This is a genomic window from Desulfovibrio legallii, assembly GCF_004309735.1.
GTDB classification, from domain to species: domain Bacteria; phylum Desulfobacterota; class Desulfovibrionia; order Desulfovibrionales; family Desulfovibrionaceae; genus Desulfovibrio; species Desulfovibrio legallii.
In genome coordinates this window covers 1-22,883 of record NZ_SIXC01000018.1, presented here as the reverse complement: position 1 = coordinate 22,883, position 22,883 = coordinate 1, and the positions used below count along the sequence as shown (strand labels likewise).

Here is a 22,883-nt window from a genome sequence, read left to right as displayed (position 1 = left end):
CCTATGCGGTTCTGTGGGGGAATGAAGTTTTTTGAAGGGGATGGGGGGCGTGGGGGGAAGGGGGGACTTTTGTGAACAAAAGTCCCCCCTTCCCCCCACAAAACCTTGTTCAACGCCAGCGAAATCCCACATCCGTGCGCCGTCAGCATACTGGATGGTTTCGGCAAGCCCTTGTGGCGCGAGAAACATTTTTTTTGCGGTCAGGGTATGCCCTGTGCGGTTCTGTGGGGGAATGAAGTTTTTTGAAGGGGATGGGGGGCGTGGGGGGAAGGGGGGACTTTTGTTCACAAAAGTCCCCCCTTCCCCCCACAAAACAGTCCCTTTCGCCTACTGCGCTGCGCGCGGCGCTTTGCGGGTACGGGCCGGGGCCTGGGGTTTGGCTTTTTGAGCGCGGACTACGGCGTTGGCATCGGGGTCGCCGTTTTTGGCGGCCAGGTGGTACCAGCGATTGGCCTCGCCCAGGTTGCGGGGCACGCCGGTGCCCTGGTCGTACATAAGGCCCAGGGAGTACTGGGCGGCGGGTTCGTTCTGTTCGGCGGCCTTACGGTACCAGTCCACGGCCCTGGTGTAGTCCTGGGCCACGCCCCGGCCCTGTTCATACATAAAACCCAGGTTGTACTGGGCCTCAGCGTAGCCCTGGTCGGCGGCACGCTGGTACCACTGCACAGCGCGGGCGGGGTCTTGCGCCACGCCCCGGCCTTCGGCGTACATGTAGGCCAGGTTGTTCTGGGCCTTGGGGTCGTCCTGCTGGGCGGCCTGTTCAAACCAGTGGGCGGCCTTGGTGTCGCTCTGGTTTTCTCCCTTGCTGTTGAGGTAGAGCCAGCCCAGGGAGTACTGGGCTGTGGCCAGGCCCTGGTTGGAGGCACGGGTGAGCCAGTCCATGGCTGCGGCTTCGTCCTTGGGTACGCCCCGGCCATGGGCGTAGAGGTAGCCCAGGTTATACTGGGCCGTGGCGTGCCCCTGTTCCGCAGCCTTGCGGAACCAGCGGGCAGCCTCGCGGTAGTTGCGAGGCACGCCTTCGCCGGAGGCCAGGGCCGTAGCCCAGGAATTCATGGCGCTGAGGTCACCGCCTTCAGCCGCCAGACGGAAAAACTCCGCCGCGCGGGTGGCGTTTTTTTTGACGCCCTTGCCGTCCAGAATCAGGCGGCCCATAACATAAAGGGCTTCGGGCTGGCGTTTGTCCGCCAGAGGTTTGAGCAGGCGCACGGCCTGATCATAGTCGTTTTTGTCCAGGGCGGCCTGCACTTCCTGAAGGGTTTTGCCCGCGTCGTCCCCGGCTGCGGGGACGGGGGAGGGGAGGCAGAGCAGGCAGAGCGCCAGGGTAAAAACGCTGGAAAAGAAAAGAAATCGCATGATTATAAACTCTTGAGGGTTTGAATCCAATAAGGAGTGACGCTGCCGGCCACGGTGCGGGCTTGTTCGCGGCAGTAGGTTTGGCGGGCCGCCTGTACGGGGTCGCTCCGCCACCAGGCCAGGGGGTCGTCCCAGACTTTGGCGGCCTGTATGGCGGCGGCTTCGGGGGAAGGCTGCCAAATGCCGGCCTGGGCCAGCTGGTCCAGCAGAACGTCGCTTTCAGGGGTGAGGGGCCAGGCCTCCCGTCGCCAGAAGGCGATGACGGGCATATCGGCGGCCAGGGCTTCCAGCAGGGTAGTGCCGTTGTGGTCCAGGATCAGCAGGCGGCAGGCAAAGAGGTGTTTGTCCAGGGGGCCGGAAGCCAGGCGTACGGCCGGAAAACGCTCCAGCACCCAGTCGGCGTCACGCAGGCTGCCGGGCACGGGGAAATAGGGACGGTAAAGGCTTTTCCCTTGCAGGTCGCGGCTCAGCCCGGCGAAAAAGCGGGCCTTGTCCTTGCGGTAGTCCAGCATCTGCAGGGGCGAGGGGTGGGCGTCCAGACGGTAGCCGAAGGCGGGCATTTCCGTTCCCACCAGCAGGAGGTTATGGCCTGCGGCGCCCTGCCAGCGCCCTGCCAGCCGGGCCAGCTGGGGGTGGGGCAGGGGCAGAAAGTTGCCCCGGCAGCCCGTGTGGCGGCTCCAACCCCAGGTGGCAAAGGCGTGCTGGGCGTATTCCACCATTTCCACTTCCGTGAGGCAGCGCACCTGGCCGTAATCGCTGCCGTGCTGCACATACATGAGCCGGTGGCCGCGTCCACGCCAGAGGGCCAGGGTCTGACGGTAGGCGGCGTCTTCGTAGGCCAGCACATTGGCCACACGCAGACGCGGGCCCCAGAGTGCGGGGCGCAGCCGGCGCGGGTGGCGCAGCCCGGCCAACAGACGCGGCAGGGCGGGCAGAAACAGGGGCAGGGGATCAACGTCGTAAGGAGCCGGCAGATCGGCTTTTTTGCCCGTAGCCTCTGCGCCGTAAGTGGCCAGGGGGGTGGATTGGTCCGGCCCGGGGCTGCGGTGCAGCAAGGCCAGAGAAAACCGCAGACTTTGCCCCAGGCTTGCGCCTTTGATGCGGGGAAAGGGCAGGCGCAGCAGGGCGTTGCGGGCCAGTTCACGCAGACGGGCGCTGCCCGCGGGCCGGGCAAGGCTGCCGTAGCTTTTGGTCTGGGGCGGCAGCCAGGCTTTGCTCCAGGCGGCGGGAAAGACCGGTTCCAGCAGGCGGGAGAAGAGCCAGTGGTTGAAGGTGTGCCCCAATGATCCGTGCAGTACAAAGTCCGGCCCTGTCGCGAAGAAAAATGTACAGGTTTCGGGCAGCAGGGGCACATGCAGAGGGGTTTCCCCCCAGGTCCGGATCAAAGCCTTGACTCGCCACCAGCGTTCCACGATCTGTTTGGCCGCGTTCATGGCCCAGGGAGCCAGCAGGGTTTCCCAATAGGCCGGGGGCAGGCTGTGGCTGTGCGGGCAGAGCCGGGCGGCCAGGGCGGGCAGGGTGTCGGCGCAGAGGGCTTTGACCTCAGCGCAGGCCTGTTCCTGCAGGGCCATGTCCGTAAGCGGTTCCGGCGCAAAGGTAAAGCGCTGCTCCCAGTCCGGGAAGAATTCTTCCTGCTCGGCGAAACACCAGGGGCCCGCCGCCCAGTGGGTGGCGGGGTCCGCGCCCCGGGGCATGCGGCCGAGCACAAGGGTAGGACGGCCGTTGTCCATGGCTCAGGCCCTGTCCAGGTCCGCCCAGGTGAGCACCGTGTCTTCGGGCAGATCGCGTCGGGCGCGCAGGCCCAGCACGCTGTCGTAGTCGCGGGGCGAGATGCCGTGGGCCGGGCGTTTCCAGGTGAGGTCGGCGGGAGTAAGGGGCTGGCCTGCAGGCACAGCGCGGGCCGTGACCAGGGAGCGGCGGGCGTGCAGGCGGGCGGGTTCCTCTTCGGGCAGGGCGCGCACTTCCATGTTGCCCACGCTGGCCAGGGTGGCGGCCAGGCGCGTGCGAAAGCGGCGTAGGTCGTCCTTGTCCATGGCGTGATAGTGGTCGTTGCCGGGCAGGGTTTTGTCGTGGGTAAAGTGTTTTTCCAGCACGCGCGCGCCCAAAAGGACGGCGGTTTCCAGAATATGCATGTCCTTGGGCAGGGTGTGGTCGGAGTAGCCGATGACATGCCCGGGGAAGTGGCGTTTGAGCGCGGGGATCATGCCCAGAGCGGCGTTTTCGTCCGCAGTGGGATAGTTGAGCACGCAGTGCAGCAGGGCCAGTTTGTTGCCCTTGGCCTCAATCCACTCCACGGCCTCGGCAATTTCGTGCAGGTGCGCCGCGCCCGTAGAAAGAATGATGGGCTTGCCGAAATCACAAAGGATGCGGATAAAGGGCTTGTTGGTGATATCTGAGGAGGATATTTTAAAAACCTCCATGAGATCATTGAGGAAATGGGCGGACTCCACGTCGAAAGGCGTGGACATGAAGGCAATGCCCGCCGCGTCGCAGTGTTTTTTTAGCGCTTCAAACTCATTTTTCCAGAAGGAATCATGCTTTTTGAACAGCTCGTACTGGCTGCGCGTGGGTTCCTTGCTGGTGTCCCAGTAGGCCGGGGAGTCCTTGGAGGCCAGGCTGGCCGCCTTGTAGGTCTGAAATTTTATGGCGTCGGCTCCGCCTGCGGCGGCCTCGTCAATGAGCCGGCGGGCAATTTCCATGCTGCCCTCGTGGTTCACGCCGGCTTCGGCGATGACGTAGGGCGCGGGAACGCGCGTTTCCGGCTGGGGAACAGCAAATATATCCATAATATCCATGGGGTTTCCTCACAGAAGAGCTTTGGCCTAGGAGTATACTCCCGCCTGGGGCAAAAGAAAAGCGCGTTGTCTTGTGTGAATGCTTAACATACTTGAATAACATATATTATTGCTGCCGTCGACGGCAGCCGCCCTGCCCCTGCCAGATCTGCGGGGACAAGGTCTTGTCAAAGCGTATAAGCCGGGCGTATATTGCAGCGCTTTGCGCCATCGCATTGTATTTCATCGGCAAGGAGCTTTTTCATGACTGCCGTGCTGCGCATCGTTCTGGCCACCCAAAATGCGGGCAAGGTCCGTGAACTGGCGGAACCCCTGGCCCACGCCGGGGTGGAAGTGCTGGGACTGGACGCTTTTCCCGAAATCGGCGACATCGCTGAAACGGGCCTGACCTTTGAAGAAAACGCCTACATCAAAGCCGCCACCGTGGCCCGGCACAGTGGGCTGCTGAGCGTGGCCGATGATTCCGGCCTGGAAGTGGACGCCCTGGGCGGCGCGCCGGGCGTGTACTCGGCCCGCTACGCCGACGACCTGCCCTCCCTGCCCGGTGAAAGTCGGGATGCCCGCAATATGCGCAAACTTCTTCAGGAGTTGGCGGGTGTGCCCGAAGCCCGGCGCACCGGCCGTTATGTCTGCTGCATGACCGCCGTAACACCCGCTGGGCAAAGCCTGGCAACGCGCGGCGTCTGGGAAGGGCGCCTGCTTGCGGAGCAGCGCGGCCACAACGGCTTCGGCTACGATCCGCTTTTTTTTGACCCCACCCTGGGCCTGACCGCTGCCCAAATGACCCCGGAACAGAAAAACGCCCGCAGCCATCGCGGCAAGGCCCTGCGCGCCCTGTTGGACCGCTGGGCCGCCTTTGTCCGGAGTTGACCCCGCCGACGGATACAAGGAATTCAGGCGCATCGCCCCCCCCACTTCTGCGCTGTTCGCCGGGAGTATTGCAGTAAGACAATGCTTCTGCCGTGACGCGCTCAGGAAGGATGCCATGGGTTTCATTTATGGTTTGCTGTCCTCGGCCGCCTTCGGCCTCATCCCCCTGTTCGCCCTGCCGCTTATCCATGGGGGGATGCCTGCGCCCTTGGTGCTGTTCTACCGCTTTTCCATTGCCGCCCTGGTTCTGGGCGGCATTCTCATTCTGCGGGGAGAGCGTTTCCACACCAGCGCGCGTTCTCTCTGCCTGCTTGCGGGCATGAGCGTCATGTACGCCATGGCCGCTCTGCTCATGTTCTGGGGTTTTGCCTATATGCCCAGCGGCGTGGCCGCCACCCTCCAGTTTCTTTATCCGGTCATGGTTATGCTGCTCATGATCGTCTTTTTCCACGAACGGTTCTCCTGGATCACCGCCGGCGCCGTGGCCCTGGCCCTGCTGGGCGTTCACCTTCTGGGCGGCGGCGCGGGCGGCCGCGTGCAGCCCGTGGGCGTGGCCCTGCTGCTTGTTTCCGCCCTCTGCAACGCCATCTACATTACCGCTATCTTCGCCGCCCGCATTCCCCACATGAGCGGTTTGGTCATGACCTTTTACGTCCTGGCCCTGGGCGGCCTGCTCTCCCTGGCCAACTGCCTGGCCACCGGCGTCTTCCGCCCCTTGCGTTCCTGGCGAGAACTGGGCCTCGCCCTGCTGCTGGCCGTCATCACCGCCGTTATCTCCAATCTCACGCTTATCCTCGCCGTGCAACGCATCGGCTCCACTCTCGCCTCTGTCCTCGGCGTCATGGAGCCCCTCACCGCTGTCCTGGTGGGCGTCTGCGTCTTTCACGAGCCCTTCACGCCGCCCATTGCCGGCGGTGTGGCTTTCATCGTCGCTTCCGTCATTCTTGTCCTTCTGGGGGACAAACTCCGCGCTTTGGGCGCACGCCTGCATCGTCGCCCGCAATAAGGCGCGTGCTCGTCCCCTGCGCCCTGCGCCCCCCTGTTGCGACATTTTTTCAGGTGTGGCACGCCTTCTGCATAAGCCTTGACGCCGGTCTTTCGGCAAGGAGGCTGCGCCATGAAATTGACTCTGCCCCGGTGGGTCGCGGTGCTGTCGGCTGTTCTGATGTTGAGCCATGCTTGGCCGGCGCAGGCGGTGCGCATCAAGGATATTGCCACGTTTTCGGGCGTGCGTGACAACCAGCTCATCGGCTACGGCCTGGTGGTGGGTCTGGCGGGCACGGGCGATAAGAAGGATTCAGTGTTTACGCTCAGTTCCATGAAAAACATGATGGACCGCATGGGCGTGGGCGTGGATTCGTCCTCATTGAAGATCAAGAACGTGGCTTCGGTCATGGTTACGGCGCGTATGCCTGTGTCGGCCAAGCCCGGCACGCGGCTGGACGTGACGGTTTCTTCGGTGGGCGACGCCACTTCGCTTATGGGCGGGGTGCTGCTGCAGACGGCCCTTAAAGGCGTGGACGGCAAGATCTATACCCTGGCCCAGGGCGCGCTGACGGTGGGGGGCTTTTCCGCCTCCGGCAAGGCGGCCAGCACCAGCAAAAACGTGGCCACGGTGGGCATCATCCCTGGCGGCGGCATTGTGGAGCGGTCCATACCTTTTGAATTCAACCAGCAGAACAAGCTGACCCTCAACCTGCGCATAGGGGATTTTTCCACGGCTCAGCAGATTGCGGAGCGCCTCAACGGAGCCATGGGCGGTCCTTACGCCCGCGCCGTGGACGCCACCAGCGTGGTCATGGACGTGCCCCCTCAGTACCGCAACAATCTTGTGCCCTTGATGGCCTCGGTGGAAAACTTGGATGTGAACCCGGATACGGCCGCCAAAGTGGTAGTGGACGAAAAAACCGGCACCGTGGTTCTGGGGCGCGACGTGCGCGTGTCCCGCGCGGCCGTGGCCCACGGCAACCTGCAGATCACCGTGCAGGAGAGCGAGCAGGTCTCGCAGCCGGGGCCCTTCTCTCAAGGGCAGACTGTGGTGACCCCGCAGACCGAAGCCAATATCCGTGAGGAACAGCGCCACCTGGTCATGGTGGAAGGGGCCACCCTGCAGGAACTGGTGGACGGCCTCAATGCCATTGGAGCCACGCCCCGCGACCTCATTTCCATTCTACGGGCCATGCAGGCTTCCGGATCGCTGCACGCGGACCTGGAGGTGATCTAAATGAGCGCGTCCTTGGGTGTACCCCCTTTGGCGCCCCAGGCGGGCGCATCCGAACTGGCCCGGCAGGAGGTGCAGACGCGCCTGGCCGGCGTTGGCGGCAAAAATCTGACGGAAGCGCAGAAAGACAAAAAACTGCGCGAGGCCTGCCAGGGTTTTGAATCCATTTTTATTCAGAAAATGTGGCAGGAGATGCGCAATACCCTGCCCAAAAGCAATTTGCTGCAGGGACGGGAAGAACAGTTCTGGCAGGGCATGTACGATCAGGAGCTGGCTAAAAAAATGGCCGGGGCCGGGGGCGTGGGCCTGGCGGACATGATGTACGCTCAGCTTTCCCAGCGCCTGGGCAGCGCCAGCCAAAGCGCGGCGGCTTCCGCTGCGCCCGCGCGGGGGTTCAGCCCCGAAGCCGCGCCCCTGTTGGCGGCAAATCCGCAACAACCGGCAGCGCAGGAAACGGCCGGGCAGGGGGCGACCCGTGCCCAAGCCAGGGACTGGACCGAAACGCCGGTTTCGGCGGCCGCCATTTATGACGGCGCGGCCCCCGTGCGCGATGCCGGGGCCGTAGGCGGCGCCATGCCGCAGACTGCGGCGGGGGCAGGCAGCGCCACGGACGCGGTTGCCGCGGCCTCCAATCCGCCGGAGGTGGACCAGGCCCTGGCCGTGCTGCGGGCCCAGCAGGCTTTGCAGCAGAGCGGCGAGGTGCAGAAAAACATCCGCGTGACGCACGCGGGCAGGGGCGACGCCGGCCTGCAGCGGGCCCGCGCCGCCCGGTTCCAGGCGGGCAGCAAGCTGGGGCCGGGAGCCGTCCTGCCGTCTTTACACCCTGAGGGAGCCGCATTTGCGGGACGCACCCAGGCCCAGGCGCAGCAGCATGGGGCGGCAGGGGGCGTGCCGCCCCTCACGGCGCAAGACCTTGCCGGGGCGGGCTCCTTCATGGCGCCGACAGCGGGGCAGGCCGCCAACCCCAATGTGGGCCAGGCTTTTGACCGGGCCACCCTCGCGGACAGCTCGGCGGGCGCAGCCCCCGGCGCGCTGGAGCGGCAAAGCGCCCTGCAGCCCGTGAAGGTGCGTTATACCACCAATATCTCCGACGAAGGCAAAAGGCATAAGGACGAACTTGTCCGCAACCTGCAGACCACCGGGTCCGACCCGGCCGGGCAGGCGGGCCGGGCCGCAACAGCCGCCGCGCCGACGGCCCCCAAGACAGCAATGCAACAGAACGCTCCACAGCCCATGAAGGTGCGCTACACCACCAATATTCCGGCCAAGGGCAAGCGGCACAAGGACGAACTCATCCGCACCCTGCAGACGGACGCCGCAGGCCCCAACAGCCGGGCCGGGGCGGGGCTCGCCGCTTACCACGCCCAGCAGGCGCAACAGGCTCCGGCCGCGTCGTCGGGGCAGGCTGCCCAGCCGGGCGGGCAGGCCGCCGGTCCGCTGCCCATGCAGGCCGCTGTGGCCGCAGACCCCCAGCCGGGCGCGGAGCGCGGCACGTCCGCTCCTGGCATTCCGCCCCTCACGGCGGCGGACCTGGGAGGGTAGAGCTGTATGCCTGCGTCCGTTCCGGCGGTCTGCGTGCTGGTGAAGCCGTGCCAGGGCAGGCGGACCTGATCCGTCCCCCAAATCCGGCACGGATCTTGCTTTAACTTTGTGCAGAACGCTTGGGGCGGCAGTTTCTGCCCGCGTCGGCGGACCCGGCTTTGGCCGTGAGGCCCACGGGCGTTCACCACCGTCCCCTTGTCGAGGCAGCCATGTACGCATCCCTCCACGCATCCCTCCACCGACAGGCCAAGGCCCTGGAACTGCTCTGCCAGCTGCTGGAAGAGGAGTACGGCATTTTGCTTTCACGCCGCGCGGACGATGTTGCCGGGCTGGAATTTTCCATTCAGGAGCTCATCCGGCAGCTGGCTGTGGAAAAAGTCACTGTAATCACGGCCATGAATGGTGTGCGGGTTACAGACTACGCCGCAGAGCTTTGCGCTGCGCCGGGCCGGGAGGCGGAAGGCGTGGCCCTGCACGACCTGGTCCGCGCCGTGGACAAGGCCGAGCAGCGCGCTTCGCGGCAGGCTTCGCGCAACAGCCAGCTGGCCCTGGCCCTGCTGGACCAGAGCAGCCGCAGCCTGCAGGCCCTGACCCGTCAGGCTCTGCCCGTACCGGCGGATACCTACGGCCGTAAAGGCGGCATGCGGGCCCGGGCCCATCCGCAGGCGGCGTTCATTTCCGGGAGGCTCTAGACCATGCTCAACGGTCTGCTCAACATCGGGCATACGGCCCTCACGGCTGCGCAGGCCTGGATTTCGGTCACGGGCAGCAACATCGCCAATGCCGATACCGAGGGCTATACCCGTCGCTATGTGGACCAGCGCGATGGCGGCACCATCACCACCAAACCCGGCGGCGAAAGCCTGGGCGTCAATGCCCAGCAAGTGCTGCGCTATTTTGACGCTTTTCTGGAAAGCTCCTATGTGCGGCAGTCCACCAATTCCGCCCGTTGGAGTGAACAGGAAACCATCATGTCTTCGGTGGAAAACCTGTTCAACGAATCCAACCGCACGGGCATCAGCTCTACACTGACAGAGTTTTTCACGGCCTGGAGCGATCTGGCCCAGCGCCCGGACGACACGGCCACGCGCGAGAGTCTGCTTTCCTACGCCGACAGCCTCGGCGACATGCTGGGCAGCACTGTGGACAGCCTTAAGGCCATCCAGAGCGAGATGGACGTTTCCATCAACCAGGGCGTGGACCGGGTCAATGCCCTGGCCCAGAGCATTGCCGACCTCAATAAACAGATCAACGCGCGCACGCGCGAGGGCGTGAGCAACCCCAACGATCTGCTGGACCAGCGCGATCAGATGGTGCGGGAGCTGGCCGGCCTGGTGGACGTGCAGACCACGGACAACGGCGGCGGCGATTACACGGTCCGGCTTTCCACGGGCCAGCCCCTGGTGCAGGGGCTGGACACCTTTGATCTGCAGGTGCTCGGCCCCCGCGCGGAAGAACGGCTCACGGCCAATTCCTCCTATGCGGGCAGCGTGCAGTTTGATGGCACGGACAGCCACGAATACACCCTGGAAATCGTCAACGGCGGGGCCGTGGGCGACACTCCGCCGCCCTCCTTCCGCGTTTCGCTGGACGGCGGCAAAACCTGGCTGCGCGACGAAGACGGCAACGAGCTGCGCTACACCATCACGGACAACGACGGCGACGGCCAGGTGGACCCCGTGCTGGTCAAGGAACTCAACATTTCTTTTTCCGAAACCTCGGGCTTCAGTGCGGGCGACAAGTTCGACATCGTGCCCAAAACCGGCCTGTACTGGATAGAACCCACGCGCGGGCCCCAGAATATCACCCCGCAGACGTACCTGGACGGCACGGAAAACGGCAACCGCGCCACCGGCGGCACCCTGACCGCCTATTTCAGCGTTCGTGACGACAACTGCGGCCGCTACCTGGACGAGCTGGACGCCGTGGCCTCTTCCCTGATCTGGGAGGTCAACCGTATCCACAGTCAGGGCACGGGCAACAGCCTGCTGGACTATGCCCAGGGGCAGCAGCAGGTGCAGAGCGCCACCCAGGCCCTGGGTTCCGCCCAGGCCATTCTGCCCGATGCGGACCGCCTGCAGTCCGGCAACGTCAACATCCATTTTTATGACAAGACTACCGGCGACTACCTGACCTCCGGCATGCTGGATTTTGACGCCGCCGCCGACGGCGTGCAGAACTTCGATCCTTCTGTACACACGCTTGAGGACGTGGCGAATGCCATCAATACCAGTTTTCCTGACCCCAACAATGCCGGGCAGAATCTGCTCAAGGCCAGTATTCAGGACGGCAGGCTGTTGCTTGAGACCAATGACGCCAGCAACGTACAGTTTGCCATGGGCACGGATTCCTCCGGCCTGATGGCCGCGTTGGGCATCAATGTGTTTTTTACGGGGTCCAGCGCCTCCGACCTGGCCGTTAACAACCAGTTGCACAGCAATGTCAACTACATCGCCGCCGGGCAGGTCAACGGCGATTATCAGGCCAATGCCGGCGACAATGTCACCGCCACCGCCATTGCCAAGCTGACGGACAGCACCGTGACCATTTCCACGGTTTGGAAAACCGTAAGCAACCAGACCATTTCCCAGTACTACGCCAACCTGGTTACCACCGTAGGCTCGGATACGCGCCTTACCCAGACCAATGCGGAATACCACACGGCCCTGACCAGCGACCTGGAAGATCAGGTGAGTTCCGTTACGGGCGTGAATCTGGACGAAGAAATGGCCAATCTCATCAAATATCAGCATTCCTACACGGCGGCGGCCAAGCTCATCACCACCGCCGACCAGATGCTGCAAACCCTGCTGGGCCTCAAGGAATAAGGGGGGCGTATGGCCATCCGCGTGACGCAGCAGTCCATGTACAATACCGTGGTCAGCCAGATGCAGAGCAACCTGGCCGCCTATATGGAGAGCAACGAGCAGGGCTCCACTCAGAAGAAGATCAACCGGCCTTCAGACGACCCGGCGGGCACGTACCGCGTGCTCATGGCCCGCGACGACATCAGCGCCACCAAGCAGTACCAGAGCAACGTGGATACGGCTACCGGCTGGCTGGAGCTGGCCGACAACGTGCTGGGCACCCAGCTGAGCACGGCCATTACCAGCCTGAAAAGCCTGGCCGAACAAGCCTCCACGGGCACGTATTCGGCGGAGAACCGACAGCAGATCGCCGATCAGGCCAGAGAAATTTTCGGCCAGATCCTCAACCTTTCCAATACTCGGTACGAGGATAAGAGCATTTTTGCCGGGCAGCGCTATACGGGCAGCGCCTTTGAAGAAAGCCTGGCCCTGACCAGCTGGGACGAAAACTGGGACAAGGCCATTGACGCGGGCGCATACACCATCCAGGGCGCGTCGGACACATCCATGATGGTGCAGTTTACCAGTGACGGCACCCTGGGCACGAACGAGCTGAACTACCGGTGGTCCAAGGACGGCGGCACTACCTGGAGCGACGGCACGGTGGCCGCCGGCAGCCGGGAAATTGTGGCCGACGGCGTAACCATTACCTTGGCCGACGGCCAGAACCTGGCTGTAAGCGCGGCAGACACCACCCTGGGCGCGGGGGCGGACAACGGCACCCTGCTCTATATCCGGCCCACGGCCGTGTACCAGGGCGACGACAACGACCCCCCGCCGGACATGACCATTATGGGCGGCCCCACAGGCCTTGAGGCCACGGCCACCGGCAGTTTTGGCAGTAACGTGCTGGTGCGGGTGGACAGCGACGTGGACCTCAATGCGGCGGGTACGGAGTTCGGCTATTCCTACAGCACGGACAGCGGGGCCACCTGGGTGCCGGCTACGGCCGTGAGTACGGGCACGGGCACGGTGCGCCTGCCAGTGCCGGGCGGCTACACGGACTTGGACGCAGGCAGCGCCGCCTCCAGTACTGTCACGGCAGGCACGCAGGTGCTCATCCATCCCGCGCGCGCCGACCTGGACCTGGAAATTCTGCAGGATACCTATATCTCCATCAACAGCGTGGGCAAGGATATCTTCGGCGGCTACTACAACGGCCAGGCCACCATGACGGGAGACACCAACCTGTTTGAGGTGGCGGGCAACTTTGTAGCCTATTGCGAGAACAACAATCAGGAAGGCTGCCAGCAGGTGCTGGCCCAGCTGGAAAGCGTGCAGCAGAGCGTGCTTACCCAGGTGGCCCGCATCGGCGGGTTGGAAAACCGGGTCAGCACGGCCAGCGACGTGCTCAGCTTTCAAAAGCTGGACCAGGAAGAGCGCTTGAGTTATATTGAAGATATCGACCTTACGGAATTGCTGAGCAAGCTGACCCGGCAGCAACTGACGTACCAGACCGTGCTGCAGTCCTCATCCTTGATCATGCAGATGAGTCTGGCCAATTACCTCTAGGACCTAGGACCGCACGCATGCTGATTTTGACGCGACGCCCCGGAGAAAGCCTCTACCTGGGCGAAAATATCCGCATCACCGTGCTGGGGATGCAGGGCAAGCAGGTCCGCCTTGGCCTGGAAGTGCCGGAAGAAACCACAGTGTACCGCGAAGAAGTCTACCGGCGGGTTGTGGAAGAAAACCGTCGCGCCCTTGCAACCAGTAACAACGACCTTATGGTGGCTGCTGAACTATGGCACGGAACAAAGAAGTAATCATCGATACGCGCCTTGGGCAGCGGAGCATCGATATGGACAAGGTGGTGCGTTTCCCGCGCGGCCTGGCCGGCTTTGAAACCGAGCGGGACTTTATCCTGCTGCAGATCCGCCCGGAAGCGCCGTTGCTCATCCTCCAAAGCGTGCACACGCCTCAGGTGGGCCTGCTGGTGGCCGATCCTTACAGTTTCCTGGACAAATCCTACGCGCCGGTTCTGGGCCCGGCGGAACGGCAGCTGCTGCAACTGGAAGACCCGGCCGAAGCCGTGCTGCTGGTCACCGTGTCCATCCCTGTGGGTGTGCCGGAGCAGGCCGCCCTCAACCTTACGGGCCCCATCTTCATCAACCACAAGGTGCGGCTGGGCGTGCAGGCGCCCCAGAGCGTGGAAGGCCCGCAGCAGATCAATATGCACACCCTTAAGCCCGTGGCTCCCGCAGACCCCGCAGACCCCGTAGCCCCCGCGGAGCCCGCAGCCCCGCCCGAAGCGCCCGCGGAGTAAGCCCGGCGTCGCTGGGTTGCCCGCTTTAGCCCCCCCAAGGCCCGGCTTTCTGGCCCCCCGAAACCGTCCGCGGTTTCCGGGGGGCTTTGCGTCGGCGGGCCCCGGCGGAAGGCGCGTCGGCCAGACTTGCGCTCCACCCCGGAGCAGAGGCAATCGCCGCGGACGCGGGCGGTGCGCCACTGTCCCGGCTGAAAGCCGGGGCCCGCACTGCTTGACATTATTGTTCAGAAAGATATCTATATTGTAGTTGGCATGTTATTGTCACGGTTGTTCATGCCATTCACTCTACTTTAGAGGAGTATCGCCATGAGTGCAGAGCGTACAAATAAGTTTGATTGGAGTTGCCTGCTTATTGGAGTGCTGTTTTTGTTTGTGGCGCTTATCGCTTTCAGGAATCCTGCGGCCAATCTGGCGGCTATTACCATAGTTTTTGCTATGGCAGCCCTGTTCAAGGGAATTCTGCTGATCCGTCAGCGCGGCGGCAGCACCCTCCGGCTGGTCGTCGGCATTCTGGATGTAGCCATTGGTGTGATATTTTTGTTCAATCTTGGTTTCTCCATGGCTATTATGCCGTATATTTTTGCCTTTTGGTTCATCATGACTTCCATTGACGCCCTGGTCTATTCCTGGCCGCTGAAACTGTGGAACAAGGGACTGTATATTTTTACGCTGATACTGAACGTTCTTTGCGTTATTCTGGGCTTTTTCATGGTAGTTAACCCCCTTTCCTCCATCCTGACCATGAGTTTTCTAGCCGGCTTCTACTTCATGAGCGCGGGCATCGTGAGCATCCTGCTGGCCTTTGGTCGGCCGCGGACATAGGCCAATTTCATTTTGCAGGTGCTTTGGCGACTGCGTGCGCAGGCGCGCCGCCCGGTCCGGTCCCTGTGCGTGGGGCGCGGGCCGGGCGGTATTTGCATTTTCGTGGGGGCGCTCATGTCCTAAAACGGCAGGCGCAGCAGGCGGACGGTATAGGGCTGGATGTGCAGCAGGCGCTGAACGCTTACGTCCTCGGCGCGGGTGACGAAATCCTGAGAGTGGATGTTGAGGATGGCTTCGGCCTCATGGCTGCAGTCAAAGAGGTGCAGGGTGTCGCCTTCCAGGCTGTCTGCCGTGGTCCAGTGGCGGTTGACCGCCGGGCCGTCGGCCGTGAGGTGGCGCGTAAAGCGGAAGATGACTGCCCGGTGGTCGGCGGGGTTGAGCCAGTCGCGGCAGCATTCCCAGAGCTGTGCCGGCGCGGGATCGTCCGTAACGGCAAAGGGCTGGCGGATTTCCAGCGGGAAGCTGCGGCGCTGCACGCGCAGCATGCCGTCCACCAGGGCGCAGTAGTCTGTCTCCTGCTCCAGTACGGCGCGAAAGGCCTGGGGAGTTGCGGCCAAGCCCATGAGGGTTTCATTGAGAATATCGCGCGCTTTGAGCACGCGCAGGCCGTGGGTCAGGCGCAGGGCGTTGAGCACGGCGTAGATGGCGCAAAACGTGTCCAGCTTGCCCTGGTAGAACGGTTTGAGCATGGCGGCCTCCGCAGGCTGTTATGCCTGTTGGGGGGGGGCCGGTCAAGATGGTGTTGGCCCGGCGCGGGCGTCTTTTGCCCCGGCGCGGGCGTCTTTTGCCCTCCGGCTGCGTCAGTGGGCCGTTTTGGTCCGGGGCTGTACCAGAGGAGTACTATCCCCATCCCCAAACGGCCCGCTTCCTTGCCGGAGAACAAAATCCATCCCGCGCCGTCCAGGATGCCGCCCGCATGGTGAGAGCGGTATAAACCCGCCGCATGAGATGCCGCCCGCATGGGTGGGGAAGGACGCTGCGCCGGACTTCGTTGCTGCAGTTTGGCAATCTGCGCCCCCCGCATGGTGAGAGCGGATATAAACCCGCCGCATGAGATGCCGCCCGCATGGGTGGGATGCTAAGGCTGCTGGAACGCTGTATAAAGCCGTTTCAAAACATTTTTCAGCCAGGGTATGCCTGCTGCGTTGTCTGAGGAAGTGACGTTTTTTGAAGGATGGGGGTGTTGAGGGAAGGGAACTTTTGTGAACAAAAGTTCCCTTCCCCCAACGAACGCCAATCCAGCCTGTTCTGCGCTTATTCCGCCACTTCGTCTTCGGTTTCGTGGCGGCCTGCCATGAGGTTGCGGTGACCATTGATGATCTGGTCCAGCACGTGGGGTTCGGCCAGAGAGGTGGCGTCGCCGATATCTTCGTACTGGCCCCCGGCGATTTTGCGCAGCATTCTGCGGATGATTTTGCCGGAGGTGGTTTTGGGCATGGCTTCCACGAACTGGATATGTTCGGGGCTGGCCAGGGGGCCGATGTCACGGCGCACGGCGTCGCGCAGTTTGACGCGCAGGGCGGCGCTCCAGGGCACTTCATCGCGGGTGACCACGTAGGCGTAGATGCCTTCGCCCTTGAGGGGGTGGGGCATGGGCACCACGGCGGCTTCGCCCACTTCGGAGCAGGCGGCCAGTACGGCTTCGATTTCGGCGGTGGAGAGGCGGTGGCCGGAGACGTTGATGGAATCGTCGATGCGGCCGAGGATCCAGAAGTAGCCGTCCTGGTCCACTTCTGCGGCGTCGCCGGAGGCGTAGCAGCCGAAGCGGGAGAAGTAGGACTGGTATTTTTCCTCGTCATTGAACACGCCCTGCATCATACCGGGCCAGGGGCGGCGGATGACCAGGTGGCCGGCGCGGCAGCCTGCTTCGGGTTCTTCGCCGTCGCGGGCGGCGGAGCCCATAACGGTGGCGTCGATGCCGGGCAGGGGTTTGCTGGCTGAGCCTGGCTTGAGTTTGGTGGCGTAGGGCATGGGGGCGATCATGGCGCCTCCGGTTTCGGTCTGCCACCAGGTATCCACAATGGGCAGTTCGCCGCTGCCGATATGTTTGTGGTACCACTGCCAGACTTCGGGGCTGATGGGTTCGCCCACGCTGCCCAGGATGCGCAGGCTGCCCAGGTCGTAGCGTTCGGTCCAGGCTTCGTTCATGCGCATGAGGGAGCGGATGACCGTGGGTGCGGTGTAGAGGATATTGACGCGGAAGTTTTCCACAATGCGCCAGTAACGGTCGGGGTAGGGCCAGGTGGGGATGCCCTCAAACATGAGGGTGGTGGCCCCCAGGGAGAGAGGGCCGTAGACCCCGTAGGTATGGCCGGTGATCCAGCCCGCGTCGGCTGTGCACCAGTAGACGTCGTCGTCGCGCATGTCAAAGCACCACTGGGTGGTGTGGGCGGCGTAGGTCAGGTAGCCGCCCGTGGCGTGCATGACGCCCGTGGGTTTGCCCGTGCTGCCGCTGGTGTGGAGCAGAAAGAGGGTATCTTCGGCGTCCATGGGTTCGCAGGGGAAGTCGGGGTTGAGGGTGAAGTCGTCAATGAGGTCGTGCCACCAGATGTCGCGGTTGCGCTGCATGGTCACGCCGTCCAGCCCGGCGTGGCGCACCACCACCACATGGGCTACGGAGGGGCATTTTTCCAGGATGGGGTCGAGGTTGGCCTTGAGGGGTTTGCATTTGCCCCCGCGCACGGCGGCGTCGGCGGTAATGACCACGCGGGCCTTGCAGCCTTCTATGCGGCTGCGCACGCCGCCTTCGGCGTAGCCGGAGAAGATGGCCGTGTGGATGGCCCCGATGCGGGCGCAGGCCAGCATGGCGATGAAGAGCTCTGGAATCATGGGCATGTACAGGGCCACATGGTCGCCCTTGCGAATGCGCAGGGAGCTTAAGGCGTGGGCCACCCGGCATACCTCGGTGTAGAGCATCTGATAGGTGTAGCAGCGCACGTCAGTTTCTTTTTCGCCCTGCCAGATGATGGCGGCTTTGTTGCGACGGCCGGAGATCAGGTGCCTGTCTATGCAATTGAACGAGGCATTGAGTTTTCCGCCAACAAACCATTTGTATTTATGGTGTACCTCATCGGCTTCTAGTACCTTGTCCCAGCGTTTGAACCAGTGGATCAGTTGCGAAGCTCGCGCACCCCAGAAGTCATTGGGGTCTTCCAGGGCGCGACGGCAGAGAGCGTCGTATTCTGCCGGGCCGCAAACCCAGGCAGAAGTCTTGCCGTGCTCTGGTGGAAGGTAGCTGCGATTTTCATTCAACAGTGTAGTGATCCGCTCCTGGGACATAATCCTGTCCTCCCTCCTGTGATAAGAGTTGTGCAACAAGGATGGCAAAGCGCCATGATAGCTCACTACGAAGATTTGAGAGAGTCGTCAAGAGGCAGTAATTGTTTGGTCTTTCAGTCATAGTTGTGAAAAGTTATACAATCGTGCCGGATTTTGCGGTTTTGCACGGTGGAATCGGCATTGTAATGCCATTACAATTGAAGAATTTTTTCACAATATAAAGAAAAAAAGATGAAATTTTTTTGGGGAGGGGAGTAAGGGAGCAGGCAGCCCTTGAAAAAGGAGAGCGGATGTGGAAGGCCTGGCCGCATGCCGGGGATTGAGAACGACGGGATGTGCGCAGCGCAACGCAAAAGGCGAGGCGGCCCAGGCCGCTCGCCAGGCCGCTTTGTGGGGATTACAGAAAATCCGGGTCGGCGGCGGCTTTGCCGTCAGCCAGCATGATGCGCACGTAGTGCAGGCTGTGTTCGTCTACGGGAATGATGGGGAAGGGCTGGCCGCAGCCGGGGCAGCGCACCATGCGCGGTTCCGTCGGGCTGGCCTGGGGGACGTGTTTGCCGCAGCCGGGGCATTGGTAGAAAAAAAGGATTTCCATGCCGTCCGGGGCTACGGGTTCTATGGGGCGTCGGGATTCAGCCAAGGGTATGCTCTCCTGTCAGGTCGCGGCCTGTCATGGCGGGGGATGTGGGCAGACCCCAAAGGGCCAGCAGGGTAGGGGCCACGTCGGCCAGGCGTCCGTCGGCAAGCGGGTGGCGCAGGCCGTCGGGCTGCAGCAGGATGCAGGGCACGGGGTTGGTGGTGTGGGCCGTCTGCGGTTGGCCGTCCGGGGTGAGCATATTTTCGCAGTTGCCGTGGTCCGCAATGATCAGCATGCGGCCCTGGCGGTTTCTGACGGCCGCGGCCATGCGGCCCACGCACTGGTCTACGGTTTCGCAGGCCGCAATGGCCGCGGGCAGAACGCCGGTGTGCCCCACCATGTCGCCGTTGGCCAGGTTGCAGACCACCAGGTCGTAGACGCCGCTGTTCCAGGCTTCCACAAATTTGTCCGTTACCTGCGCTGCGCTCATGGCCGGTTTGAGGTCATAGGTGGCTACATCGCGAGGAGAAGGCACCAGGATGCGGTCTTCGCCGGGGAAGGGCTCTTCCACCCCGCCGTTGAAAAAGTAGGTAACGTGGGCGTATTTTTCCGTTTCTGCCAGGCGCAGCTGGCGCAGGCCGTGGGCTGCGGCCAGTTCTCCCAGGCCGCCGACCACCGCCTCCTTGGGAAAGGCCACAGGGATGGCAAAGCTGGCCTCGTAGGCAGTCATGGAGGCCACGACGGCCAGCTGCGGCAGACGGCCGCGGTCAAAGCCCGCAAAATCCGGCTGAATAATGGCCTGCGTCAGCTGTCGGATGCGGTCCGCGCGGAAGTTGAAGAAAAAGAGCGCGTCGCCATCGGCCATGCCCGGAATTTCGTCCCCCGCAAAGGCCACGGGCTTGATGAATTCATCCGTGATGCCGGCCTCATAGGAGGCCTCCACTGCAGCCACCGGGTCCAGATCCGTCCGGGGTTGGCCGTGGACAAGGGCCTGCCAGGCCAGGGCCAGGCGTTCCCAGTGCTTGTCTCTGTCCATGGCGTAGTAGCGGCCGGCCATGCTGGCCACGCGGGCGCCGGGTTGATCTCTGATGGCCGTGAGCAAGTCGCGCATATAGCCCGCGCCGCTGTGTGGGGCGCGGTCGCGACCGTCCATGAAGCAGTGGATGCGCACGGGCACCTTACGAGCGTGGGCCAGGGCGCAGAGCGCCTCCAGGTGGCGGATGTGGCTGTGCACGCCCCCGTCGGAGAGCAGCCCGGCCAGATGCAGACGGCCGCCGGTGCGGGCCGCCGTATCCAGCAGGGCGGTGAGTACGGGGTTGGCGGCAAAGCTGCCGTCCTCCAAAGCCAGATCAATGCGGGTCATGTCCTGATAAATAACGCGTCCCGCGCCGATATTAAGGTGCCCCACCTCGGAATTGCCCATGTAACCCGCAGGCAGGCCCACGTCCCGGCCCGAAGCCGCAAGGCGCGAATGGGGGCAGGCGGCGTTGAGCGCGTCCAGGTTGGGGGTCTGCGCCAACCATGGGGCGTTGCCCGGACCGGGCTCGGCCAAGCCCCAGCCGTCCAGAATAAGCAACAGGGTGGGGGTAAGCGCAGCAGAGCCTGCCGGGCGGCTTTGGGTCATTGCGGGGCCTCCCCGGCGCTCTGTGCGCCCCAGAGGGCCTCAAGGCCATAGAGGGCGCGCACCGGTTCCTGAAAAATGTTCACCACCAGATCGTTCATATCCACCAGAATCCACTGGCCCGCAGTATAGCCTTCCGTGCGCAGAAATTCATAGTTGCGCAGGCGGCAGAGCTCACCCAGGCCGTCAGCCAGGCTGCGGGCGTGACGGGCGGAACCGGCGCTGGCAATGACCAACGCCGTGGTAAAGGCGTTCTGCCCGTTGAGATCCAGGCTGACCACGTTGGCGGCTTTGTGTTCCTCCAGCCAGCGGGCCACGTCCGCCATGCGGGCGGCCACGGAGAGCGCCGAGTGGCGTCTGGAGGAATGTGCAGCTGCGGGTGCGGGCGGGGTAGTATTTTCCATAGCGCAAAATGTACCGTAAAGCCGGGCAAAGGGCAATGCCGGGCTGTGCCCTGTATTGACCCCATCGGCACATTGCGGCATACCGGAACGACACGCCGTCAGGCGGTAAAACCCGCGTCGCTCGCCGGGCCGGTGCGCCCGCGTCGTAATTTTTTTTGCGTCACTGTCAGCAATCCAAGGAGAGGGCCGTGCTTTTTGATATGCAACAGGAAACCCTGCCGCGCGAGGATCTGGAGGCGCTGCAACTGCGCCGTTTGCGCAATCTCTGCGCCCGCGTGTACGCTACGGTGCCGTTCTACGCCAAGCGCTTTGCGGAAGTGGGCGTCACTCCGGACGACATCAAGACCCTGGACGATGTGCGGCGTTTGCCCTTTACAGAAAAGCAAGACCTGCGCAACCACTACCCCTTTGGCCTGTTTGCCGTGCCCAAGGATCATATTGTGCGGCTGCATGCCTCCAGCGGCACCACGGGCAAGGCCGTAGTGGTGGGCTACACCGCCCGCGACCTGGAAAACTGGGCCGGGCTCATGGCCCGCAGTATGGCCGCGGCGGGCGTCAACAGCACGGACGTGGTGCACGTGGCCTACGGCTACGGCCTGTTCACGGGCGGTCTGGGCGCGCATTACGGGGCCGAACGCCTGGGGGCCACGGTGGTGCCCGCATCGGGCGGGGCCACCAGGCGGCAGGCCTCCTTGCTGCGCGACTTTGGCAGCACGGTGCTCTGCGCCACGCCTTCCTATGGGCTGCACCTGTGGGAAGCGGCGCGGGAAGCGGGCGTGGATTTTCGCGAGCTGCCCCTGCGCATCGGCATCTTCGGGGCTGAACCCTGGTCCGAAGCCATGCGCCGGGATATCGAAGCCAAGATGGATATCGACGCCATGAACATCTACGGCCTTTCTGAAATCATGGGGCCGGGCGTAGCCATGGAGTGTCGGGAGGCCAAGTGCGGCATGCATCTGTGGGAAGACCACATCCTGCCCGAAATCATTGACCCTGTCACGGGCGAGAGCCTGCCCCCCGGCGAGGTGGGCGAGCTGGTGCTGACCACCCTCACCAAGGAGGGCATCCCCCTGGTGCGTTATCGCACCCGCGACCTCACCAGTCTGGACTACACGCCCTGCGTCTGCGGGCGCACCCACGTGCGCATTTCCCGCCTGCAGGGCCGTAGCGACGACATGCTCATCATCCGCGGGGTCAACGTCTTCCCGCAGCAGATCGAAGGCCTGCTCATGGAAAGCGAGGGGCTTACCCCCAACTACCAGATTATTGTGGACCGGATGGACAACCTGGACACCCTGGAAGTGTGCGTGGAGGTGAGCGACAAGCTCTTTGCCGACCAGATCCGCAAACTGCAGTCTCTGGAAAAACGCCTGCAGAAGAACATCAAAGAGTTCCTGGGCGTCACGGCCAAGGTGCGGCTGATGGAGCCGCGCTCCATCCAGCGTTCCGAGGGCAAGGCCCAGCGCATTGTGGACAGGCGGCCCAAGGACTGAGCGGGGCGCGTCGTAAGCTGCGGAAAAAATATCACAGCGGACTTGACACTTGGAGGCAAGCCGGATAAAAGGATTCCTCGCTGAGCGGGAGTAACTCAGTGGTAGAGTGCAACCTTGCCAAGGTTGAAGTCGCGGGTTCAAATCCCGTCTCCCGCTCCATTTTCCTATTGGCGGCATAGCCAAGTGGTAAGGCAGAGGTCTGCAAAACCTCCATCTCCAGTTCAAATCTGGATGCCGCCTCCAGAATGTTCTTTTCACGCAGCGTCGTTTCGCATACATGCGGGAGTAACTCAGTGGTAGAGTGCAACCTTGCCAAGGTTGAAGTCGCGGGTTCAAATCCCGTCTCCCGCTCCACTTTTGCGGGAATAACTCAACGGTAGAGTGTCAGCTTCCCAAGCTGAAGGTTGCGGGTTCAAATCCCGTTTCCCGCTCCAGGAAAATCAAGCCCTTATGGTGAAAAACCGTAAGGGCATTTTTGTTAGCAACTTCTTTTTAGTAAACTCTTTTGACCTTACGGCCTTGCGGATGGCGTGCGGCAGCTTAGAAAAATGGACAGCAGAGCGAGTTGCCTCTTAAGTATTTTGCGTGAGCCATTTTAAAGTAAATTTTGCTCAGGGAATAATGGGGCTCTACACCAAAGACGGGGGCAAGCCCCTTCAAAGGGCAGTTTTTCCGACAGGTTTCTGAACAATTCCCCATCCATTTCAGCAGCACAATACGCGCACCCGCAGGCGGTAATTTTCGAAGTTGCGGAAGCCATACGCTCGCCGTTG

At 63.0% G+C, this 22,883-nt stretch carries 20 protein-coding genes and 4 tRNA genes; 15 read left to right on the top strand and 9 right to left on the bottom strand.

Features of this window, described 5'->3' with window-relative positions:
- Window positions 1-327: 327 nt before the first annotated feature.
- From EB812_RS11285 to EB812_RS11275, 3 genes are read right to left on the bottom strand one after another with little or no spacing between them, the layout of a single operon-like run.
- Window positions 328-1,353, bottom strand: coding sequence for a tetratricopeptide repeat protein (locus tag EB812_RS11285; RefSeq protein ID WP_118230752.1), 1,026 nt, complete (start codon window positions 1,351-1,353; stop codon window positions 328-330).
- A 2-nt stretch (window positions 1,354-1,355) separates the two neighbouring features.
- Window positions 1,356-3,083 carry an LIC12162 family transferase gene (locus tag EB812_RS11280; RefSeq protein WP_118230751.1) on the bottom strand — a complete coding sequence of 576 codons (1,728 nt, stop codon included), beginning with the start codon at window positions 3,081-3,083 and terminating at the stop codon, window positions 1,356-1,358.
- 3 nt (window positions 3,084-3,086) lie between these two features.
- On the bottom strand, window positions 3,087-4,148 hold the full coding sequence (locus EB812_RS11275) for an N-acetylneuraminate synthase family protein (RefSeq protein WP_130958312.1): 1,062 nt from the start codon (window positions 4,146-4,148) through the stop codon (window positions 3,087-3,089).
- Window positions 4,149-4,391: 243 nt separating this feature from the next.
- Between EB812_RS11275 and rdgB the strand changes: the two genes are divergently transcribed.
- The 10 genes from rdgB (at window position 4,392) to EB812_RS11225 (ending at window position 14,736) form a co-directional block, all read left to right on the top strand.
- Window positions 4,392-5,018, top strand: a complete 627-nt coding sequence (rdgB, locus tag EB812_RS11270) for an RdgB/HAM1 family non-canonical purine NTP pyrophosphatase (RefSeq protein ID WP_130958311.1) — start codon at window positions 4,392-4,394, stop codon at window positions 5,016-5,018.
- A 115-nt stretch (window positions 5,019-5,133) separates the two neighbouring features.
- A complete protein-coding gene (locus EB812_RS11265; protein WP_130958310.1) occupies window positions 5,134-6,024 on the top strand; it encodes a DMT family transporter in 891 nt (296 codons plus the stop codon).
- Between the two features lie 111 nt (window positions 6,025-6,135).
- Complete coding sequence (locus EB812_RS11260; protein ID WP_118230747.1) at window positions 6,136-7,242, top strand: flagellar basal body P-ring protein FlgI; 1,107 nt, start codon at window positions 6,136-6,138, stop codon at window positions 7,240-7,242.
- The gene (locus EB812_RS11745) at window positions 7,243-8,781 is read left to right on the top strand and encodes a rod-binding protein (protein WP_207287377.1); all 1,539 of its coding nucleotides are present in this window, start codon (window positions 7,243-7,245) and stop codon (window positions 8,779-8,781) included. It begins immediately after the preceding gene.
- A 209-nt stretch (window positions 8,782-8,990) separates the two neighbouring features.
- A complete protein-coding gene (flgN, locus tag EB812_RS11250) occupies window positions 8,991-9,473 on the top strand; it encodes a flagellar export chaperone FlgN (protein WP_130958309.1) in 483 nt (160 codons plus the stop codon).
- A 3-nt stretch (window positions 9,474-9,476) separates the two neighbouring features.
- The gene (flgK, locus tag EB812_RS11245; protein ID WP_130958308.1) at window positions 9,477-11,609 is read left to right on the top strand and encodes a flagellar hook-associated protein FlgK; all 2,133 of its coding nucleotides are present in this window, start codon (window positions 9,477-9,479) and stop codon (window positions 11,607-11,609) included.
- 9 nt (window positions 11,610-11,618) lie between these two features.
- Window positions 11,619-13,160 (top strand): flagellin N-terminal helical domain-containing protein, encoded by a 1,542-nt coding sequence (locus tag EB812_RS11240; RefSeq protein WP_130958307.1) that lies wholly within the window; start codon window positions 11,619-11,621, stop codon window positions 13,158-13,160.
- Window positions 13,161-13,177: 17 nt separating this feature from the next.
- Window positions 13,178-13,414, top strand: a complete 237-nt coding sequence (gene csrA / locus EB812_RS11235) for a carbon storage regulator CsrA (RefSeq protein WP_118230743.1) — start codon at window positions 13,178-13,180, stop codon at window positions 13,412-13,414.
- Window positions 13,393-13,914, top strand: a complete 522-nt coding sequence (gene fliW / locus EB812_RS11230; RefSeq protein WP_118230742.1) for a flagellar assembly protein FliW — start codon at window positions 13,393-13,395, stop codon at window positions 13,912-13,914. Before csrA ends, fliW begins: the two co-directional genes overlap by 22 nt.
- A 306-nt stretch (window positions 13,915-14,220) precedes the next feature.
- Complete coding sequence (locus tag EB812_RS11225; RefSeq protein WP_118230741.1) at window positions 14,221-14,736, top strand: HdeD family acid-resistance protein; 516 nt, start codon at window positions 14,221-14,223, stop codon at window positions 14,734-14,736.
- Between the two features lie 119 nt (window positions 14,737-14,855).
- Here EB812_RS11225 and EB812_RS11220 read toward each other — a convergent pair whose 3' ends face one another.
- The 5 genes from EB812_RS11220 to rsfS all read right to left on the bottom strand — a co-directional run bounded on the left by EB812_RS11220 (window position 14,856) and on the right by rsfS (window position 20,617).
- The gene (locus tag EB812_RS11220; RefSeq protein WP_118230740.1) at window positions 14,856-15,425 is read right to left on the bottom strand and encodes a hypothetical protein; all 570 of its coding nucleotides are present in this window, start codon (window positions 15,423-15,425) and stop codon (window positions 14,856-14,858) included.
- 565 nt (window positions 15,426-15,990) lie between these two features.
- Window positions 15,991-18,015 (bottom strand): acetate--CoA ligase, encoded by a 2,025-nt coding sequence (gene acs, locus EB812_RS11215; protein ID WP_130958306.1) that lies wholly within the window; start codon window positions 18,013-18,015, stop codon window positions 15,991-15,993.
- A gap of 397 nt (window positions 18,016-18,412) precedes the next feature.
- Entirely contained in the window at window positions 18,413-18,655 is a 243-nt protein-coding gene (locus EB812_RS11210; protein ID WP_118230738.1) for a hypothetical protein, read from the bottom strand.
- The gene (gene gpmI, locus EB812_RS11205) at window positions 18,648-20,216 is read right to left on the bottom strand and encodes a 2,3-bisphosphoglycerate-independent phosphoglycerate mutase (RefSeq protein ID WP_130958305.1); all 1,569 of its coding nucleotides are present in this window, start codon (window positions 20,214-20,216) and stop codon (window positions 18,648-18,650) included. Before gpmI ends, EB812_RS11210 begins: the two co-directional genes overlap by 8 nt.
- Window positions 20,213-20,617 carry a ribosome silencing factor gene (gene rsfS / locus EB812_RS11200; RefSeq protein WP_118230736.1) on the bottom strand — a complete coding sequence of 135 codons (405 nt, stop codon included), beginning with the start codon at window positions 20,615-20,617 and terminating at the stop codon, window positions 20,213-20,215. The genes gpmI and rsfS overlap by 4 nt, the downstream gene beginning before the upstream one ends.
- A gap of 188 nt (window positions 20,618-20,805) precedes the next feature.
- Here rsfS and EB812_RS11195 point away from each other — a divergent pair, with 188 nt between their 5' ends.
- From EB812_RS11195 to EB812_RS11175, 5 genes are all read left to right on the top strand, one after another.
- Window positions 20,806-22,110 (top strand): phenylacetate--CoA ligase family protein, encoded by a 1,305-nt coding sequence (locus tag EB812_RS11195; RefSeq protein WP_118230735.1) that lies wholly within the window; start codon window positions 20,806-20,808, stop codon window positions 22,108-22,110.
- An 84-nt stretch (window positions 22,111-22,194) separates the two neighbouring features.
- Window positions 22,195-22,269, top strand: a tRNA-Gly gene (locus EB812_RS11190).
- 10 nt (window positions 22,270-22,279) lie between these two features.
- Window positions 22,280-22,353 (top strand) — tRNA-Cys (locus EB812_RS11185).
- A gap of 36 nt (window positions 22,354-22,389) precedes the next feature.
- A tRNA-Gly gene (locus EB812_RS11180) sits at window positions 22,390-22,464 on the top strand.
- A 5-nt stretch (window positions 22,465-22,469) separates the two neighbouring features.
- Window positions 22,470-22,544, top strand: a tRNA-Gly gene (locus EB812_RS11175).
- 106 nt (window positions 22,545-22,650) lie between these two features.
- Here EB812_RS11175 and EB812_RS11930 read toward each other — a convergent pair.
- On the bottom strand, window positions 22,651-22,883 hold a 233-nt coding region (locus EB812_RS11930; RefSeq protein WP_207287376.1), incomplete at its 5' end, for a hypothetical protein.

What these genes read in the sequence shown, in the direction of transcription:
- EB812_RS11285 (WP_118230752.1), bottom strand. Translation starts at nt 1,353, where the DNA reads ATGCGATTTCTTTTCTTTTCCAGCGTTTTTACCCTGGCGCTCTGCCTG.
- EB812_RS11280 (WP_118230751.1), bottom strand. Translation starts at nt 3,083, where the DNA reads ATGGACAACGGCCGTCCTACCCTTGTGCTCGGCCGCATGCCCCGGGGC.
- EB812_RS11275 (WP_130958312.1), bottom strand. Translation starts at nt 4,148, where the DNA reads ATGGATATTATGGATATATTTGCTGTTCCCCAGCCGGAAACGCGCGTT.
- rdgB (WP_130958311.1), top strand. Translation starts at nt 4,392, where the DNA reads ATGACTGCCGTGCTGCGCATCGTTCTGGCCACCCAAAATGCGGGCAAG.
- EB812_RS11265 (WP_130958310.1), top strand. Translation starts at nt 5,134, where the DNA reads ATGGGTTTCATTTATGGTTTGCTGTCCTCGGCCGCCTTCGGCCTCATC.
- EB812_RS11260 (WP_118230747.1), top strand. Translation starts at nt 6,136, where the DNA reads ATGAAATTGACTCTGCCCCGGTGGGTCGCGGTGCTGTCGGCTGTTCTG.
- EB812_RS11745 (WP_207287377.1), top strand. Translation starts at nt 7,243, where the DNA reads ATGAGCGCGTCCTTGGGTGTACCCCCTTTGGCGCCCCAGGCGGGCGCA.
- flgN (WP_130958309.1), top strand. Translation starts at nt 8,991, where the DNA reads ATGTACGCATCCCTCCACGCATCCCTCCACCGACAGGCCAAGGCCCTG.
- flgK (WP_130958308.1), top strand. Translation starts at nt 9,477, where the DNA reads ATGCTCAACGGTCTGCTCAACATCGGGCATACGGCCCTCACGGCTGCG.
- EB812_RS11240 (WP_130958307.1), top strand. Translation starts at nt 11,619, where the DNA reads ATGGCCATCCGCGTGACGCAGCAGTCCATGTACAATACCGTGGTCAGC.
- csrA (WP_118230743.1), top strand. Translation starts at nt 13,178, where the DNA reads ATGCTGATTTTGACGCGACGCCCCGGAGAAAGCCTCTACCTGGGCGAA.
- fliW (WP_118230742.1), top strand. Translation starts at nt 13,393, where the DNA reads ATGGCACGGAACAAAGAAGTAATCATCGATACGCGCCTTGGGCAGCGG.
- EB812_RS11225 (WP_118230741.1), top strand. Translation starts at nt 14,221, where the DNA reads ATGAGTGCAGAGCGTACAAATAAGTTTGATTGGAGTTGCCTGCTTATT.
- EB812_RS11220 (WP_118230740.1), bottom strand. Translation starts at nt 15,425, where the DNA reads ATGCTCAAACCGTTCTACCAGGGCAAGCTGGACACGTTTTGCGCCATC.
- acs (WP_130958306.1), bottom strand. Translation starts at nt 18,015, where the DNA reads ATGTCCCAGGAGCGGATCACTACACTGTTGAATGAAAATCGCAGCTAC.
- gpmI (WP_130958305.1), bottom strand. Translation starts at nt 20,216, where the DNA reads ATGACCCAAAGCCGCCCGGCAGGCTCTGCTGCGCTTACCCCCACCCTG.
- rsfS (WP_118230736.1), bottom strand. Translation starts at nt 20,617, where the DNA reads ATGGAAAATACTACCCCGCCCGCACCCGCAGCTGCACATTCCTCCAGA.